Raw genomic sequence first — 15,217 nt, 5'->3', positions numbered from 1 at the left:
CCCGCCCCCGTCTCCGCCTACGGCCGCAGCAAACTCGCCGGCGAGGACGCCCTGCACCGCGCCGGCCCCCGGCTCCCGGCCGTCACCGTCCGGCCCCCCATCGTCTACGGCCCGGGCGACCGCCACTTCCTGCCGCGCCTCGCCGCGGCCGCCCGCACCGGCCTGCTCCCCGCCGTCGGCCCCCGCGGCCCCCGCCACTACTCCCTCCTCCACGTCGACGACCTGTGCCGGGCCCTGCTCGCCGCCGCTCAGCACGGCAGGCCCGGCGCCGTCCATCACGTCGGCGACGGCGTCGAACACCTCTGGAGCGACATCGGCGCGGACGTCGCAACCGCTCTCGGCAGACGCCCGCCCCGCGTGGTCCACCTCCCCGCACCCCTCGCCCTCGCCGCGGCCCGCGCCCTCGGCCGCACCGGCATGCTCAACCCGGACAAGATCGGCGAGGCCCGCCACCCCTCCTGGACCACCGCCCCCGGCACCCTCCCCGGGTTCACCCCGCGCATCACCTGGCCCGACGGGCTCCGCACCACACCGAGCCCCGCACTCCTCGACATCCGGAGCAGCCCATGACCGTGCGCCGACCCCTCTCCCCGTACGAACGCGCCGTGTGGGCGGCAGGAGAAGCGCTGCCCGCCACCGTCGCCGCCGCCGTGCACGTCGAAGGCGCCACGACCCCCGGCCGGCTGCGCGACGCCGTCGCCGCCGTCCGCGCCCGGCACCCCCTCCTCGGCTCCCGCGTCGAGCGCGGCGGCCCCTGGCGCGCCTGGTTCACCACCCGGGGCGTGCCCGAGACGCCCTTGCGCGTCGAATACCCCGTCGCCGGCCGCACGGTCGCCCGCGTGCTGGAGGAGGAGCTCCAACGCCCCTTCTCCACCGCCGACGGGCCCCTCGCCCGGTTCGTCATCGTCGACGGCGGGGACTCCTTCGACCTGGTCGCCGCCTTCCACCACCTCGTGGCCGACGGGCACTCCGCCGCCGTCGTCTTCCGCGACATCCTCCGGCACCTCGCCGCCCCCGGAGCCGGGGCGCCCGCCGTCGCCGCCCCGCCCGCGGACGGCCTCCTCCCCGGCCCCCGCGTCCTCCCCGCCGACCTCGTCAAGCTCTCCCGCTCCCTGCGCCTTCCCCGCCAGGCCGGCACCCCGGCCCTGCCGACGGGCCCCGCCACCGACCTGACCTGCCGCACCTGGACGCTGGACGAGGCGGAGACCACTGCGCTGCTCGACCGCTGCCGCGCCGAGCGCACCACCGTGCACGCCGCCCTCTGCACGGCCTTCGCCCGCGCCCGCCGCACCCCCGGCCCCGCCCGCATCGCCGTCGCGGCGGACCTGCGCCGCATCCTCGCGCCCGTGCCCGAGGAGTCCGTCGGCCTCTACGCGGCCAGCTTCCTGCTGTCCGTGCCGCCGGGCCGCCCCCACGACGACCTCTGGGACGCCGCACGAGAACTCAGGGAACGCCTCCACCGGCGCCTGAAGCCGGAGGAACTGCGCCCGCTCGTCGCGGGGTTCCGCCTGATGCCCCTGCCCGACGGGATGATCACCCGGCTCCTGCGCCGCAGTGAGAACAAGGGCGCACGCTTCGACGTGTCCCTCAGCAACTTCCTGACGTCCATCCCGGACACGTACGGCGACCTGCGCCTGACCGCCTTTCACGGCGCGGCCCACACCAGCCTGTCCGGCGCCCCGCTCGTCATCCTGATCGGCTTCGGCGGCAGGCTGTTCCTCAGCGTCACCTCCACCGACCCCGACGCCGCGGGCCTGTGCGAGAGGGCCATGTCCCACCTCAGGACAGCGGTGGCACCCGCCCGGCCGGCGGGTGCCCGCCTCTGACCCCCGGGGCCGCGGCTCCCGCGCCGCGGACCGCCGCCCCGTCAGTGCGCGCCCGCGTACACCTTCGACGCGAACTCGGCGATCTGCTTGTCGGAGAGGTTCTGCGCGAGGTTCGCCTCCGAGATCATGCCGCAGAGGCGGTGGCCGTTCTGCACGTCGATCACCGGCAGCCGCTTGATCTGGTGCTGCTCCATGGCGGCCAGGGCGTCCGTCGCGGACGCGTCCGCATCGATCCAGTGCAGCTCCCCGCCGAGCGAACCCGCCTCCACACTCGCCGGGTCCACACCGTCGGCCACGCACTGGATGACGATGTCCCGGTCGGTGACCAGGCCTTGGAGCCTGTCGTCGTCACCGCAGATGGGCAGCGCGCCCACGTGCAGCTCGCGCATCATCTTCGCCGCGTCCAGCAGCGATTCGTGCTCGCCGACGCACTGCGCGCCCGCCGTCATGATGTCGCGGGCCTTGAGCGGCTTGTTCCGTGCCATGATCGCTCCTCCCGTCGTGGCAGGTTCTTCCTCCCTCCATCGCAACACGGAAGGCCACCCCGCGCCATGCGCACCTGGTCACTGTCCGCGATCGGCCAGGTGCCGCTCGAACGCGCCGATCTTCCCGTCCAGCAGGCCGCCGGGCCTCCCGGGCCACACGTCGGCCTTCAGCACCAGCTGGACCCGAGGCGCCCGCGCGGCGACGGCTTCGGTGGCCCGCCGGACGACGTCCATGACCTCCTCCCACTCGCCCTCGATCATCGTGTACATGGAGTCCGAGCGGTACGGCAGCCCGGAGGCGCGGATGATTTCCACGGCGTCGGCGATCTCGTCCGGGAAGCTCTCTCCGACGCCGACGGGCGTCAGGGTGAAGGCGATGAGCACGGTGGTCCGCCGTCCTTTCTCTTCTCTCGGTCGTCTTCTCTCAGGTCCCCGCGCGCGGCGGGGCGGTCGCGGTGGCGCGGTAGGCGTCCGCGACCAGCAGGAGGTGGTCGATCTCATGGCCCAGGCTGCGCGCCGAGGGCCCGTCCTGGTCCCCGGACCCGGTGAGGTTCGCCGTCTGGGCGTGGGGCTTGCGGCCCTCGCGCTTGTTCCGCAGCGCGGCCGAGAGCCAGCGCGCGGTGACGTGCGCGTCCACCAGGTGGGCCGGCAGGGACTGCCCGTTCACGCTCCGGCGGATGGAGTCGAGCGTGGCGGGCGGGATGTAGTTGCGCAGGACGATCATCGCGTCGCGGATCTCGATGACCCGCCGGTAGAGCCGCAGCTGCAGGGGGACGGCCGCGGCGCCGAGGCGGTTGGCCGGGCGCAGCACGACGTCGGGGGTGTGCGTGGTCAGGTCCTGCCACAGCCGCTCCAGGCCGTGGTACGACCTGCGGTACTGCAGGTGGGTCCGGATCCGGGCGAACACCGGGAGGGCCACCCCCAGCGCCATGCACACGGCCTCCACACCGGTGACCGGCGAGAACAGCGGGGCGAACACCGGCGACCGCGTGTACAGGTAGACGAGCTTGAGCAGCCACAGCACCGAGGCCAGCAGGATGCCGGAGCCGAACAGGCGCAGCCCGTAGCGCAGCAGGCGCGGCGTGCCGTGGCGGCCGTGGCTCCAGCACACGAGGCCGCAGACCGTGTCGGCCGTGAGGTGGAAGGCGAAGAACACCCACCAGTAGGCGTCCGGCACGCTCGGCGTGGCCGGGGACGGCGCGATCCGGTTCCTCTCGTGCGCCGGCCCCAGCACGTCCAGCAGGACGAGCGCGACCATGACGGCCGCCGCGGTGCCGAAGAGCACCCCGGTGCGGCGCCGGCGGCCGGCCGCGCCGTGGATGAACCACAGGACGGCCGCCGCGTCGACGATGCTGAACAGGTGGGTCGTCAGATCCACCCAGTGCGCCCCGGGCACCAGCCGGGCCAGCACGGCCGTGACGGGTTCGAGGTGCATCGACATCGCCAGGGCGATCATGACGACGGCGAACCACAGCGGCCGCTGCTCGCGGTGGCGGACCGCCTGCGGAGCCCGTACGAGGGCCGCCGACCACAGGGCGGCGATGCCCGCGTTCTCGATCCAGGCGAGCTTCTCTATCCAGGTGAGCACGACGCTCCCGTCGGCCGGCCCACCCGCAGCCCCATCGCCGACTCCAGACCGCCGAGCATCCCCGACAGCAGCGTCGGGGCGGGCACCCGCCCGGCCGCCTCCAGGATCAGCGTGGCGATCATCTCCGCCTCCTGCTCCTGCTCGTCGCCGTAGCGGATCCGCGGCAGCACCCGGCGCACCGACCGGGGATCGGTGATGTCGAGGTGGCGGTACAGCCGGGTGTCGTCGAGGGCGGAGCGGTGGTTGCACACCAGGTGCCCGATCTCGTGGACGATGATGTGCTCCTGGTGCAGCGGGCTGGTCTGCCCGTCGTAGAGGATGAAGTCCTCGGTCTCGACGGACAGCAGCATTCCCGAGGGAGTCCCCGGGACGGTCGGGGTGGGCAGGGCCAGCAGGCGCAGCGGACGGTCGCGCTCGGCGGCCAGGCGGTCGCACAGGTCCTGTGCGGAGAAAGGATCGGGCACAGGAATCCCGCCGATCACCTTCTGGCATCGGCGGCGCAGATGCCTCCAGTGCATCTCAGTCGTTTCTCCCGCGGTCGTAGGGACGGGCGGGCACATGACCCGGTACCGGCGCCGGGTCACCGCGGTCCCCCGGCCCGCGCGGCGGCCCCCAAGGCGGTCAATGGCAGTACCACGAGCCCCCCTCGCACATGTGCCCCAGCCGCCTGCGATCGTAGATCGCCGCGCGCTGTCACGCCAGGGTTGCGGAACGTCGCGGTCCATGGTGGGTGCGGGAGGCGGCCCGCGGGCTAGCCGAGGGTGCTGCGGCGGCCGTAGCGGCTCTTGCGGAGGCGCTGCAGGACGCGGTGGAGGCGCGGGTAGCGTTCCCGCTGTTCCCGGGAGCGGCGGTCGAGCTCCTCCGTGAGCCGTTCGGTGCGCTTCTCCACGTCGAGCTCGTCGAGGATGCGGTCGATCTCCGCGAGCAGCGCCCCGTGCAGCTGCCACTGCCGGGGGTGCTGCTGCACCTGATGGAGCAGCAGGTCGGCGGCCCGGTCGCGGGTGCGGCGGGCGGCGTCGAGCTCCCGCGTGAGGTGTTCCTCGGCGTGCTCGGCGCTGGTGGTGACGTGCGTGGTGATCACGATGGCGAAGTTCTCCACCGCCAGGGCCATGTGCCCGAAGACCTCTTCGAGGGCGGCGGCGGTGTTCCCGGGGAAGAGCGGCTCCTGCACGCGGTGCACGGCCAGGTCGGTGAGGGTCCGGCAGGTCACGCGCAGCACGACGGCCGTGATCTCCAGCGCGTCGAGCCCCGTGCGCAGCACGACCCGGTACAGGAGCCCCTCCCTGACGCGCGGGTTGAGCCGGAGGCTGTCCTCGGCCTGCCGGAGCGAGGCGTCCACCTCGACGATGTCGTGGTCGAGCCGCCGCGCCGCGTGCAGCCGGGCCGCGGCCTCCTCCACCGGCGTGTGGCCGGTGATCTCCTCCCCGATGTCCTGCAGGAGGTGGCGCATCCGGCGCGCGAGGTCCTCGATCGCCTCGCCCGCGGGCTGCACCCACACCGGCGGGACGAGCAGGACGTTGAACAGCAGCCCGACGACCGCGCCGATCAGGGTCTCCAGCACCCGGTCCCAGGCGGTCTCCGCGACCCGCGTCACCCCCAGGACGAGCATCGCGCTGATCGCGACCTCGGGGACGAACTCGCCCGCCTTCGCGAACCGCCCGATGACGAGGGAGGCGAGGATGATCAGCCCGAGGCTCCACCACGTCAGCCCGACGAGCACGCTGAAGCCGATCGCGATGAGGACGCCGACCACCACGGAGTTGACGCGGCGCACGCTCGTGGTGAGCGTGGAGTAGAGGGTGACCTGGACGACCAGGAGCGCGGTGAGCGGTGCGGTCAGCGGAGCCGGTTCCTTGCTCAGGCGCAGCGCCACGGCATAGGAGATCACCGCGGCGGCCGTGGACCGCACCGTCTGCACGACCGCCGGTTCCCGGCCGCGCCTCACCAGCATCGTCAGGGGCTCACGCAGCACGGGCACGTCGGCCTCCTTCCCCTTCCCGCCGCCCGGTCAGCCACCGCTGCGCCACTTGGGGCACGGGGGCGGCGAAGCGCGGCCGTCCGGGAATGGCAGGATTCCGGCCATGACTGATCATCAGGGATTTCTCGCCGGCAAGAGTGTGCTGATTACGGGGGCGAGCAGCGGCATCGGCGCTGCCGCCGCGAAGGTGTTCGCGCGCGAGGGCGCCGCGGTGGTGCTGACGGCGCGCCGGGGCGAGCGTCTTGCGGCGCTGTGCGAGGAGATCCGGGGGAGCGGAGGCGACGCCGCGTACGTCGTCGGGGACATGCGGGTGGAGGACGACGCGCGGCGGGCGGTGGAGTGCGCGGTGGAGCGGCACGGGCGCCTCGACGCCGCCTTCAACAACGCGGGCATCGGCTGGGACCAGGAGCCGATGCACCTGATGAAGGACGACGCCTACGACGCCATCATGGACACGAACGTACGGGGCGTCTGGAACGTGATGCGCCACGAACTCGCGGCCATGGTGGAGTCGGGCACGGGCGGCTCCGTCGTCAACAACAGCAGCGTCGCCGGCATGCTGGCCATACCCGCGGCCGCGCCGTACGTCGCCTCGAAGCACGCGGTGATCGGCCTGACCAAGGCCGCGGCGGCGGAGTACGCGCCGCACGGCATCAGGGTGAACACCGTCGCCCCCGGCACGACGCGGAGCGAGATCATCGCCGGCTGGTTCGAGCGGAACCCGCACATCGAGCCGGAGCTGCACCGGCTGACGCCGCAGGCCCGTACGGCCGAGCCGGCGGAGATCGCGGAGGCCGCCGCGTGGCTGTGCAGCGACCGGGCGTCGTTCGTGACGGGCGCGGTGCTGCCGGTGGACGGCGGCTTCACGATGGTGTGACGCGACGGGGGAGAGGGCCCGGCGGCCGGAGCACGGCCGCCGGGCCCACGCGTCAGGCCGCCGGGCCGGTGTGCGTGGTGGTGAAGACGGGCTCGCCGTTCTGGTGCCCGACGGTGGTGTGGGTCGTCGTGCGCGACGTCGTGTGCCGCTCGGTGGTGATGCCGACGGGGGCGTCGAACTCGGCGTAGCGGTGGAAGGTGGTGTGCGTGGTGGTGGGCTGCGGGCGGTAGCCCGAGCCCGCCGCCGGGTGGCAGGCGCAGGGCCCCGCGGCGCTCTCCACGGGGCCGGTCGCGGTGAACGCGGCCTGGTTGGCGGCCTCGATCAGCACGAGACCGGGGACGTGGTCGACGGCGTGGTCGTAGTAGACCGTGTTGTCGAAGGGGTGGCGCAGCTGCCACCCGCGGGGCTGGTCCGCGGTGCCGAGCAGGACCTCGTCCGGCCTGTCCCGGCCGACGCTCGCCGGCGGGAGGTGCGGCGTGAGGGGCGGCTGCTCCGAGGGAGGCTGATGGTGTGCTCCGCGCAGCCGCCGGTAGACCCCCGGGGGGATCCACTCGAACGTGGTCTCGGCGGTCACGAGGACCGGCCCGGAGACCTCGCCGTCAGCGGCCGCCGGCCCCGTGCCCGGCTGCGCGGCGGTGACGGTGATGCTGAGGTGGAGGGCGGTGACGCGCTTGTTGCGCCGCGTCGTGGGGGTGGCGGTGACGTCGATGTGCAGCGGGGTGGCCCGCTCGGTGTCGAGGTCCGCGCCGGGGTTGAGGGTGTAGCTGAAGGTGTGGAGGAGCGTGGCGTGGCTGAGGGGGGCCTCGAACGCGGTGTGCGCGAGGAGGAGGCCGGCCTGGCGTATCGTCTGGGCGACGGTGAGGGTCTCGTAGTGGGTGCCGTGGCCGGGCACGTGGTGCGTCGTGTGGGCGGGCCAGCTGCCGGTGACGGTGAAGTGCGTCGGGTCCTGCTGCTCCCAGCAGGTCACGAACACGGCGTCGTCGAAGCTCAGGTGCACGAGCTCCTTGGCGGCGGGCCCGCCGGGCTTTCCCGCGCGGGCTCCGTCGCCGGTCGCGCCGCCGTCGTGGGCGGGGTGCGCGCCGCGGGCGCTAAGGTCTGGGGGCGAGACCTGCAACCCGCCGGACGCATCGGTTCCGTCGGCCTCCAGCCGGACGAGCCGGTACTCGGTGACGTGGTCGGCGAACTGCCGCGGGGTGCCGTGGGCGGCGTCGGCTGCGGGGCGGAGCAGGATCTGAGACACGTCTCTCCTCGGAGTGGATTCGTGCGTCCCGGTTGTTAACCGGCCCGGTGATAAGATACGGACTATCCGGTTTGCTTTAGGGTTGTCGCTCGTGCTTGCCCTGGCCGTCGAATCCGGGCCCTGCCCGGTGCGTCCGGCGGGACGCACCCGGCGGCCGTGGCCGGCCGGGCGTTCGTATCGGCGTGTTGCCGGGGAACGGGAGGTAGTCAATGGCGAAGCAGGCGCGGGCGATTCACACGCGTCGCCTGATTCTCGAGGCGGCGGGTGAGGTCTTCGACGAGTTCGGATACGAGTCGGCGACGATCGCGGAGATCCTCGGGCGTGCGGGCGTCACCAAGGGTGCGCTGTACTTCCACTTCGCATCGAAGGAGGAGCTGGCGCGCGGGGTGCTGAGCGAGGCGCTGACGACGGAGGGCGTGCTGCCCCAGGAGTCGCGCCTGCAGGAGTGGGTGGACGTCGGCATGGTGCTGGCGCACCGGCTGCCCAAGGAGCCCTTGCTGAGCGCCGCGATCCGGCTGTCGGCCGACCGCAAGGCGCGGGACCTGTTCGGCACGTCCTGGCCCGGGTGGATCGAGTTCATCGCGGGGCAGCTGACCGCGGCCAAGGAGCAGGGTGAGCTGCTTCCCCACGTGGACACGGAGCGGACGGCGATGCTGTTCGTGAGCGCCTGGACGGGCGTCGAGATCCTGGCGACGGCGCACCCGGAGGGCGACTCCCTGGAGGAGCGGATCGCGCTGCTGTACGACACGTTCCTGCCGAGCGTCGCGGTGCCGGGCGCCTTGCGGATGCTGGACACGGCCCCCGACCGCGGCGCGCGGGTCTGGCAGGCGCACCGGGACCAGCGTGCAGAGGCGGAGGCCGGGACCTCCCGGTGACGCACCGCGAGCGTTCCGGCTGCCACGCCGGGCGCGCGGAGGATGTCCGGGCGGCGGGCTGGACAGGACCGCTGCCTGTTGACGTCCACGCTTTCCCCCTGGTTGTCCGGCCGATGCCGCTGCGGGCGCACGGCGCCAACGGGCTACGAGCCCCCCTCGTCACCCCTGCACGGGCATCGGAAACCTGTCCGGGGGCCGCTGCTCGTGGCGGCGGACTCCCCGGTGATCCGATGCCAGGACGCTAACAAACCGGATATCCTGTTTGTCAAGGGCGAACGACTTTCCCTGCGCGCTTTCACCAGGCTGGATGCCTCCGCCGGACGGGATGGAAGGGTCGATTCCGGGCGGGCTCCGGGCATGACAAAGGCCCGCAAGGAGCTTGCGGGCCTGAGGACGGCGGTGTTCCTGGGGCGGGCGGCGCTCCGCCGCCCGGTTCTGCCGCCGGTCTTCAGCCGCCGGAGGCGTGGGCCGCGGCGGGCTGCGCGGGAGCGGGCCCGGTCGCGCAGATGACGGCTTCCGTGCCGGCGGCCTGAAGCTGCGTCAGCGCCTTGGGGGTGGCCAGCTGAGGCAGGAGGGTGTGCCAGAGGCCGGTGAGGGTGGGGCGCGAGAGCCAGTTGTGGTCCTGGCGGGCCAGCGCCTCGAAGCCGGCGGTCGCCCCGACGACCGTGGCCGTCAGGTCCTCCTGCACCGCGTGGGGCGGCGTCTGCCCGTGGGCCGCCGAGCGCTCCAGCGTGCGGCGTACGCATTCCAGCCACTCCTGGTGCAGATTCACCTCGGAGTGGTGTGCGGTACGGCAGTTGAGGTGGAAGCCGGCGCGCACCACGACGTCCCGGCGCAGCTGCTGGGCGATGACGTGCGAGGAGTCGATGAGCGCCTGCAGGGGGGAAGGACTCTTGCGGTGGGCGTGCCGGGCCAGCGCGTGCAGGGTCCTGGTGGCCTCGGACTCGACGGCGGCCGCCATGGCCGCCTTGGTGTCGAAGTGGAAGTGCAGGGCACCCGAACTCACCCCGGCCCCGGCGCTGATGCCCGCGAGCTTGGCGCGCGTGTAGCCGAACTCGTCGAAGGCCTGCGCCGCGGAGCGGATCAGCGCGTGCCGGGTGTTCATGGCCCGTTCTTGCTTCGTCACCGGCAGCTCCCGCGGAGGTTCGACAACATCATGGACACATGAAACCAACTAACTGGTTTGATTTCTACTTCGCGTGTCCTGAATGCTCCCTATGGAGGGGTATCTGGCGGGCCGACTTCCTGGAGATCGGGGTGAGGTTCGGTGTCGCCGGGGCGGGAGGCGGGGTCGGGTTTGGTAGTAATAATCCAAGGATGTTCCTAATTGCCGTGCCCGCTCGAAGCGATAAACCGACAGTCCGGTTTGTAATTTGCCCCGGGTGTCACGACGGCTGTGACCGGGCCGGTTCTTCGCCGTGTCGACCGCCGTGTTGTGGCAGCGCCGCGGGTGAGACCCCCGGGCGCCGCCGGTGATCCACGGGCGCCGCGCGTGATCCACGGGCTCAGAGGCTGCCCGCCGCCGGTTCCGCCCGCCTCTCCGGCACCGTTCCCGCGCGCTTCTTCAGGGCCTGGTTGAGCGCCTCGAAGTCCGCGGCGGTGGCGGCGATGCTCCGCCGCAGGAACGGCACCAGCACCCCGAAGAACCTCTCGCTCTGGACGACGCGCGTGCCGCCCCCGTCCAGGTCGGTCAGGACGAAGCGGTGCTCCCCGGTGAAGAGGCCGGGCAGGAGGGTCCGCCCGAGCCACCGCAGCTCCTCCGCGGGGGCCGCGACCGTGACCTTCGGGCGGAACGTCACGGGCCTGCGGCCGGCCGGGAAGGCCCGCAGCCGCAGCCGCCCGCCGGGCGACACCGTCCCCGACGCCTCACGGATGAAGGGATTCCACTCCCCGTAGCGCTCCAGGTTCGTCAGGATCCGCCAGACGTGGCCGGGCGTGGCGGCGATGTCCACCACGGTGGCTATTTCCCGCATCGGCGTGCCCCTTCTCGTGCGTTCCTCGCTGCCGCGGCTGCGCGGCCGCCGGGGTTCTCGTCGCCACGGTTCTCGTTGCCGGGGTTTCCGATGCCACGGTTCCCGTGCCGCGGCTCCTTCGCGCGGAGGACCGTCCCGCATAGCTCAGTATTGGCCGGAACCGCCCTGTCGGCCCGTCCGGGCGGTGCGGGGGCGCCCGGGTGCATCTGGAGCAGCGGCCGTTACCGCCCGCGGTCACCGGGCACACCTGCAGCTGGCAGGTCCTTCCGGGGACGCCGGGAAGCCCCTGCCCGGTGCGGGACGGACGAGAGGGCGGACGGTCGCATGATCACGTTGGGGGTGGAGGAGGAGTACCTGCTCCTGGACCCCGTCACGGCCCTGCCCGTGCCGCTGGCGGACGAGGTGCGGGCGGCCTCCGGCCTGCAGGCGATGACCGAGGCGCGGGAGATCAAGTCCGAGCTCCTGCAGGCCCAGCTGGAGGCCGCCACCCCCGTCTGCACCGGCCTCGCGGAGGTCGGCGGGCACCTGCTGCGGCTGCGGCACGCGGTCAGCGCGGCGGCCCAGAAGGCCGGGTGCCGGCCCGTCGCCTGCGGCGCGGCGCCGCTGGCCGGCGGGGCGCCGGTCCCGGTCACCGGCGAGGGGCGCTACCTGGCCCTCCAGGCGCAGGGGGCGCGCCTGGTGGACGAACAGCTCGTCAACGGCATGCACGTGCACGTGGGGGTGCCCGGCCGCGCCGCGGCCGTCGGCGCGCTGAACCGGCTGCGCCCCTGGCTGCCGGTGCTGGTGGCCATGGGAGGGAACTCCCCGCTGTGGCGGGGGAGGGACACGGGGTTCGCCAGCTGGCGCACGGTGGTCTTCGGCCGCTGGCCGGTCAGCGGCCCCCCGCCCCTGTTCGAGGGGCCGGACGACTACGACCGGCGGGTCGGCGCCCTGCTCCGGGCCGGGGCGATCATGGACACCGGCCAGCTCTACTGGCAGGCGCGCGTCTCCGAGCGCTATCCCACCCTCGAAGTGCGGGCGCTGGACGTCCAGCTCACCGTCGAGGACGCGGTCCTGTTCGCGGGCATCGTCCGCGCCCTGGTCGCCACCGCGCTGCGCGAGGAACGGGAGGGGGCGCCGCTCGCGCCCTGCCCGCCGGAGATGCTGCACGCCGCGAACTGGCACGCCGCGCGCTACGGGCTGCACCGCGGTCTCATCGACGCCCACGGCCGGCGCCGCGGCCCCGGCGAGGCGGTCGGCGCTCTGCTCGCGCACATCGGGCCGGCCCTGGACGAGGCCGGGGACACGCGCGAGGTCAACCGGCTGCTGCGGCTCTTCCTCGGCCGCGGCGCCCCGGCCGACCGCCAGCGCCGCGCCCTCGCCGCGGGGGGCCTGACCGCCCTGACCGCTCTGGCGAGCACGGAAAGCCCGGAGAGCGCGGAAAGCACGGAGATCATGGAGAGCACGGAGGGGCGGGGGAGCCCGGAGAGCGCGGGGGATCCGGGGAGCACGGAGAACTAGCGGCATCCGCACGTGTGTTGACTTCTGCGCATCACCCTGGCAGAGATGACATGTTCACGTCAGTCCTGCGTCCTCCGGCAGCCCTTGTCCTCGGATCCGGCCGCCCGCCGCGGCGCCGGACGGAAGGAGCACGGCGATGAGCATCCCCCACACCCGGGCGCAGCGGAACCGCAGCAGAATGATCACGGGCGCGGCACTCGCCGCCGTACTGGCGGGGGCGGGCACCGTGCTCGGCGCCCCGCCCGCCGCGGCCGCCGACGCCGTCACCGTCGGCTACACCTGCACCGGCCCCGGCGCCCCCGGCGGCGTCCAGTCCCTCCTCGTCACCGTGACCGCCCCTGCCGGCGCGCCGCAGGGCTCGACCGCAGACCTGTCCGTCGAGGTCACCACCGCGCTGACCGTGCCCATCGACGTGCCCGCCCGCGCCGCCACCGGCGAGATGACCCTCGAACTCGGCGGCGCGGTGACCGGCTCCGTGACGGCCGCCGGCTTCACCAACGCCGCCACGGTGCCCAGCGGCTCCACCGTCACCCTCACCGGCGGCACCGCCTCGGTCGGCCTCCCCGCGGCAGGAGCCGCGACCGTCACTCCCGGTACGGCCACCGTGCACGTCTTCGGCGTGACCGTCACCTGCCAGGTCTCCGGCACCGCACCCGTCGCGGCCACGATCGACGTCACCTGACGCGGCCGGATGACGCGGCCGGACCGTACGGGCTCGCAGGCTCGTACGGGCCGCGTGGCCAGAGGCCGGTGATCAGCCTCGGACGGGCTTGAGTGCGGTCGCCCCGAAGGAGACGTCGAAGCGGTCGCACCAGATGCTGACGCTGGTGTAGCGAGACAGGTCCACGTCGGCCGGCACGACGTAGTTCTGGTCGCCCTTGTTCCCCTTGAGGGAGCCCAGGCTGCGGTGCGCGCCGTCGTCGAAGACGCGCCACCCGTCCTCGCCCGGCTTCACCGGGGCGTCGCTGAGCAGCACCTTGACGTCGGGGCCGTTGCTGGTGTCGAGGTGCTCCAGGCGCAGCACGCGGCTGCCGTCGGGCAACTGGAGGATGCGCACCGACCCGCTGGTGCGGTGCTCGTGGCTGATCAGCTCCCCGGTGGCCAGGGTCCGCACGCCGTCCGTGCCGTCGCCCGGTCGCGCGGCCCCGGCTGCCGTCGGCACTGCCTCCCGCACGGTCTCGTTCACCCACAGCTTCCACGGCTGGAACCACACCAGCCCCGCGGTCACCGCGAGCACTCCCACGACCAGTACCCCGATGACGGCCGGCCTGCGCAGCACCCGTCGTACACGTCCCATCTCTGCCTCCGAAAAGCCGGCGTGTTCTCTCACTCCCTTGGAACGCCTCCCGGCCTGTTCCGGGTCCGGGATTCCGGTGACGAAAGTCTTACGTCCCTGTCCCTGCCGCTGCCCCTGTCCCCGCCCCGTCCCCGTCCGCCTCCGTCCCCGTCTGGTGGCGCTGGGGTGGCTGGGGCCGGGTGTTTCTGGTGACCTGTAATGGTCCCGGAGGCCGCGGCGGTAGGAGAACACCCATGGACATCGGCGACCTGACCGACGAGATCCTCCGCGATCTGCGCGGAACGCGCACCTATCCGGCGGTCTCGCTGCTCGTGCCGACGACCCGGCGTTCCCCCTACAGCCCCGAGGACCCCGTCCGGCTGCGGAACACCGTCGCGGAGGCCAAGCGCCGGCTCGCCGACGACGCCGGGGTCTCCCGGTCCGTGCGGGCGGACGTCGAGGGGCAGCTGGACGCGGCCGTCGCCGGCGTGGACCTGACGCACTCCAGCGACGGGCTGCTGATCCTCGCGGCCCCGGGCGAGCACCACGTCTGGTACCTGCCGCGTTCGGTGCCCCAGCGCGTGGTGATCGGGAAGAACTTCCTCACCCGCAACCTCGTGGCGGCCGCCCGGATGGAGGAGCCGTACTGGGCCCTGGCCCTGACCAAGGGGGAGTGCCGGCTGTGGGACGGCGCGGGCGAGGTCCTCACCGAGTTCACCGGCAACGGCTTCCCCGTGCTCCCCGCCCTGCCCGACCACGTGGACGCGCTGCCGGGCAAGAACTACGGCATGCCCATCCGCGAGGAGGGCCAGGTCGAGCGCGAACGGCAGTACTTGCGGTCGGTCGCCGGCGCGCTCTCGGGCGTCCTGGAGAAGCACCCCCGGCCCCTGTACCTCGTGGGCCTGCGTGAGCTCACCGCGCACTTCAAGGAGGCTTTCCCCGGCCAGGGCGCGATCACCGCGATGGTCGAGAACGGCAGCGGCACCGCCAAAAGCGGTCACGAGCTCCTGGAGGTGCTCCGCCCGGCCTTCGACGAGCGCCGCGAGGCGCGCCGGGGCGAGGTGATGCGCAGGCTGAGCGACGCGCGCGGGGCCCGCCGCTACACCTCCGGCCTGGACGAGGTCTGGCAGACGGTGCGGCAGGGCCGGGTGGCCCTCCTGGCCGTCGAGGACCACTACCAGGCGACCGTCCGCACCGACGGCAACGGCGGCCACCCGCAGCTGGTGGAGGAGCCCGCGGAGCCGCTCAGCGCGGACGCCTCCCTCATCGAGGACGCGGTCGACGAGATCGTCGAGAGCGCGCTCGACAGCGGCGCGGACGTCGAGTTCGTCCCCGACGACACCCTGGCCGAGGAACACCGCCTCGCCGCGGTCCTGCGGTACTGAACCGGCGGCCCGGCCCGGGTCACCGGGCGGGCCGGAACTCCAGCCCGGAGACGTGCTCGCGGGTCGTGGTGCCCAGGAGCACGAGCGAGGCGGCCTCCGCGACCTCCGGCGGCACGGCCCCGCTCCCGCCGCCCGGCGGAGCGGCGCCGTCGAGCGCGCGGAGCAGCCGGCCCAGCCCGTGCGCGTGCCGGGCGAAGACGCGCCGGCCGACCCG

At 73.5% G+C, this 15,217-nt stretch carries 17 protein-coding genes; 7 read left to right on the top strand and 10 right to left on the bottom strand.

From position 1 onward, the window contains the following. Both B7P34_RS31455 and B7P34_RS31450 read left to right on the top strand, forming a co-directional pair. A partial coding sequence (locus B7P34_RS31455; RefSeq protein ID WP_146166981.1) for an NAD-dependent epimerase/dehydratase family protein occupies nt 1–570 on the top strand: 570 nt, incomplete at its 5' end. After that, a complete protein-coding gene (locus B7P34_RS31450) occupies nt 567–1,826 on the top strand; it encodes a condensation domain-containing protein (RefSeq protein ID WP_106681595.1) in 1,260 nt (419 codons plus the stop codon). The genes B7P34_RS31455 and B7P34_RS31450, both read left to right, overlap by 4 nt. A gap of 41 nt (nt 1,827–1,867) precedes the next feature. Here the strand turns inward: B7P34_RS31450 and B7P34_RS31445 are convergent, their stop codons facing one another. From B7P34_RS31445 to B7P34_RS31425, 5 genes are all read right to left on the bottom strand, one after another. Beyond that, nucleotides 1,868–2,311, bottom strand: coding sequence for a CBS domain-containing protein (locus B7P34_RS31445; protein WP_106681594.1), 444 nt, complete (start codon nt 2,309–2,311; stop codon nt 1,868–1,870). Between the two features lie 78 nt (nt 2,312–2,389). After that, nucleotides 2,390–2,695 carry a thiamine-binding protein gene (locus B7P34_RS31440; protein ID WP_106681593.1) on the bottom strand — a complete coding sequence of 102 codons (306 nt, stop codon included), beginning with the start codon at nt 2,693–2,695 and terminating at the stop codon, nt 2,390–2,392. Nucleotides 2,696–2,735: 40 nt separating this feature from the next. Next, complete coding sequence (locus B7P34_RS31435; RefSeq protein ID WP_106681592.1) at nt 2,736–3,899, bottom strand: MAB_1171c family putative transporter; 1,164 nt, start codon at nt 3,897–3,899, stop codon at nt 2,736–2,738. Then, on the bottom strand, nt 3,884–4,363 hold the full coding sequence (locus B7P34_RS31430) for a hypothetical protein (protein WP_106681591.1): 480 nt from the start codon (nt 4,361–4,363) through the stop codon (nt 3,884–3,886). Before B7P34_RS31430 ends, B7P34_RS31435 begins: the two co-directional genes overlap by 16 nt. 287 nt (nt 4,364–4,650) lie before the next feature. After that, a complete protein-coding gene (locus B7P34_RS31425; RefSeq protein ID WP_106681590.1) occupies nt 4,651–5,877 on the bottom strand; it encodes an FUSC family protein in 1,227 nt (408 codons plus the stop codon). Nucleotides 5,878–5,980: 103 nt separating this feature from the next. Here B7P34_RS31425 and B7P34_RS31420 point away from each other — a divergent pair, with 103 nt between their 5' ends. Next, the gene (locus tag B7P34_RS31420) at nt 5,981–6,754 is read left to right on the top strand and encodes an SDR family NAD(P)-dependent oxidoreductase (RefSeq protein ID WP_106681589.1); all 774 of its coding nucleotides are present in this window, start codon (nt 5,981–5,983) and stop codon (nt 6,752–6,754) included. A 52-nt stretch (nt 6,755–6,806) separates the two neighbouring features. Here B7P34_RS31420 and B7P34_RS31415 read toward each other — a convergent pair whose 3' ends face one another. Then, complete coding sequence (locus tag B7P34_RS31415; protein WP_146166980.1) at nt 6,807–7,994, bottom strand: ScbA/BarX family gamma-butyrolactone biosynthesis protein; 1,188 nt, start codon at nt 7,992–7,994, stop codon at nt 6,807–6,809. 209 nt (nt 7,995–8,203) lie between these two features. Between B7P34_RS31415 and B7P34_RS31410 the strand changes: the two genes are divergently transcribed. Continuing rightward, on the top strand, nt 8,204–8,869 hold the full coding sequence (locus B7P34_RS31410; RefSeq protein WP_106681587.1) for a ScbR family autoregulator-binding transcription factor: 666 nt from the start codon (nt 8,204–8,206) through the stop codon (nt 8,867–8,869). Between the two features lie 448 nt (nt 8,870–9,317). Here the strand turns inward: B7P34_RS31410 and B7P34_RS31405 are convergent, their stop codons facing one another. Together B7P34_RS31405 and B7P34_RS31400 are read right to left on the bottom strand one after the other, a co-directional pair. Then, a complete protein-coding gene (locus B7P34_RS31405; protein ID WP_106681586.1) occupies nt 9,318–9,995 on the bottom strand; it encodes a ScbR family autoregulator-binding transcription factor in 678 nt (225 codons plus the stop codon). Between the two features lie 379 nt (nt 9,996–10,374). Then, nucleotides 10,375–10,842, bottom strand: a complete 468-nt coding sequence (locus B7P34_RS31400; RefSeq protein WP_106681585.1) for an SRPBCC domain-containing protein — start codon at nt 10,840–10,842, stop codon at nt 10,375–10,377. Nucleotides 10,843–11,166: 324 nt separating this feature from the next. Between B7P34_RS31400 and B7P34_RS31395 the strand changes: the two genes are divergently transcribed. Further along, nucleotides 11,167–12,342 (top strand): carboxylate-amine ligase, encoded by a 1,176-nt coding sequence (locus tag B7P34_RS31395; RefSeq protein WP_106681584.1) that lies wholly within the window; start codon nt 11,167–11,169, stop codon nt 12,340–12,342. 136 nt (nt 12,343–12,478) lie between these two features. Next, nucleotides 12,479–13,024, top strand: coding sequence for a hypothetical protein (locus B7P34_RS31390; RefSeq protein ID WP_106681583.1), 546 nt, complete (start codon nt 12,479–12,481; stop codon nt 13,022–13,024). Nucleotides 13,025–13,096: 72 nt separating this feature from the next. On the opposite strand, the gene B7P34_RS31385 is transcribed toward B7P34_RS31390, so the two are convergent. Then, complete coding sequence (locus B7P34_RS31385) at nt 13,097–13,639, bottom strand: DM13 domain-containing protein (RefSeq protein WP_106681582.1); 543 nt, start codon at nt 13,637–13,639, stop codon at nt 13,097–13,099. Nucleotides 13,640–13,872: 233 nt separating this feature from the next. Here B7P34_RS31385 and B7P34_RS31380 point away from each other — a divergent pair, with 233 nt between their 5' ends. Continuing rightward, nucleotides 13,873–15,003, top strand: coding sequence for a chemotaxis protein (locus B7P34_RS31380; RefSeq protein WP_106681581.1), 1,131 nt, complete (start codon nt 13,873–13,875; stop codon nt 15,001–15,003). A 19-nt stretch (nt 15,004–15,022) separates the two neighbouring features. On the opposite strand, the gene B7P34_RS37785 is transcribed toward B7P34_RS31380, so the two are convergent. Then, nucleotides 15,023–15,217: hypothetical protein (locus tag B7P34_RS37785; RefSeq protein WP_223268418.1), on the bottom strand; the 195-nt coding region annotated here is incomplete at its 5' end.

The organism is Streptosporangium nondiastaticum, from assembly GCF_003011965.1.
GTDB lineage: Bacteria > Actinomycetota > Actinomycetes > Streptomycetales > Streptomycetaceae > Streptomyces > Streptomyces nondiastaticus.
The sequence above is the reverse complement of the archived record's forward strand: the minus strand, read 5'-3'. Positions and strand labels throughout refer to the sequence as shown.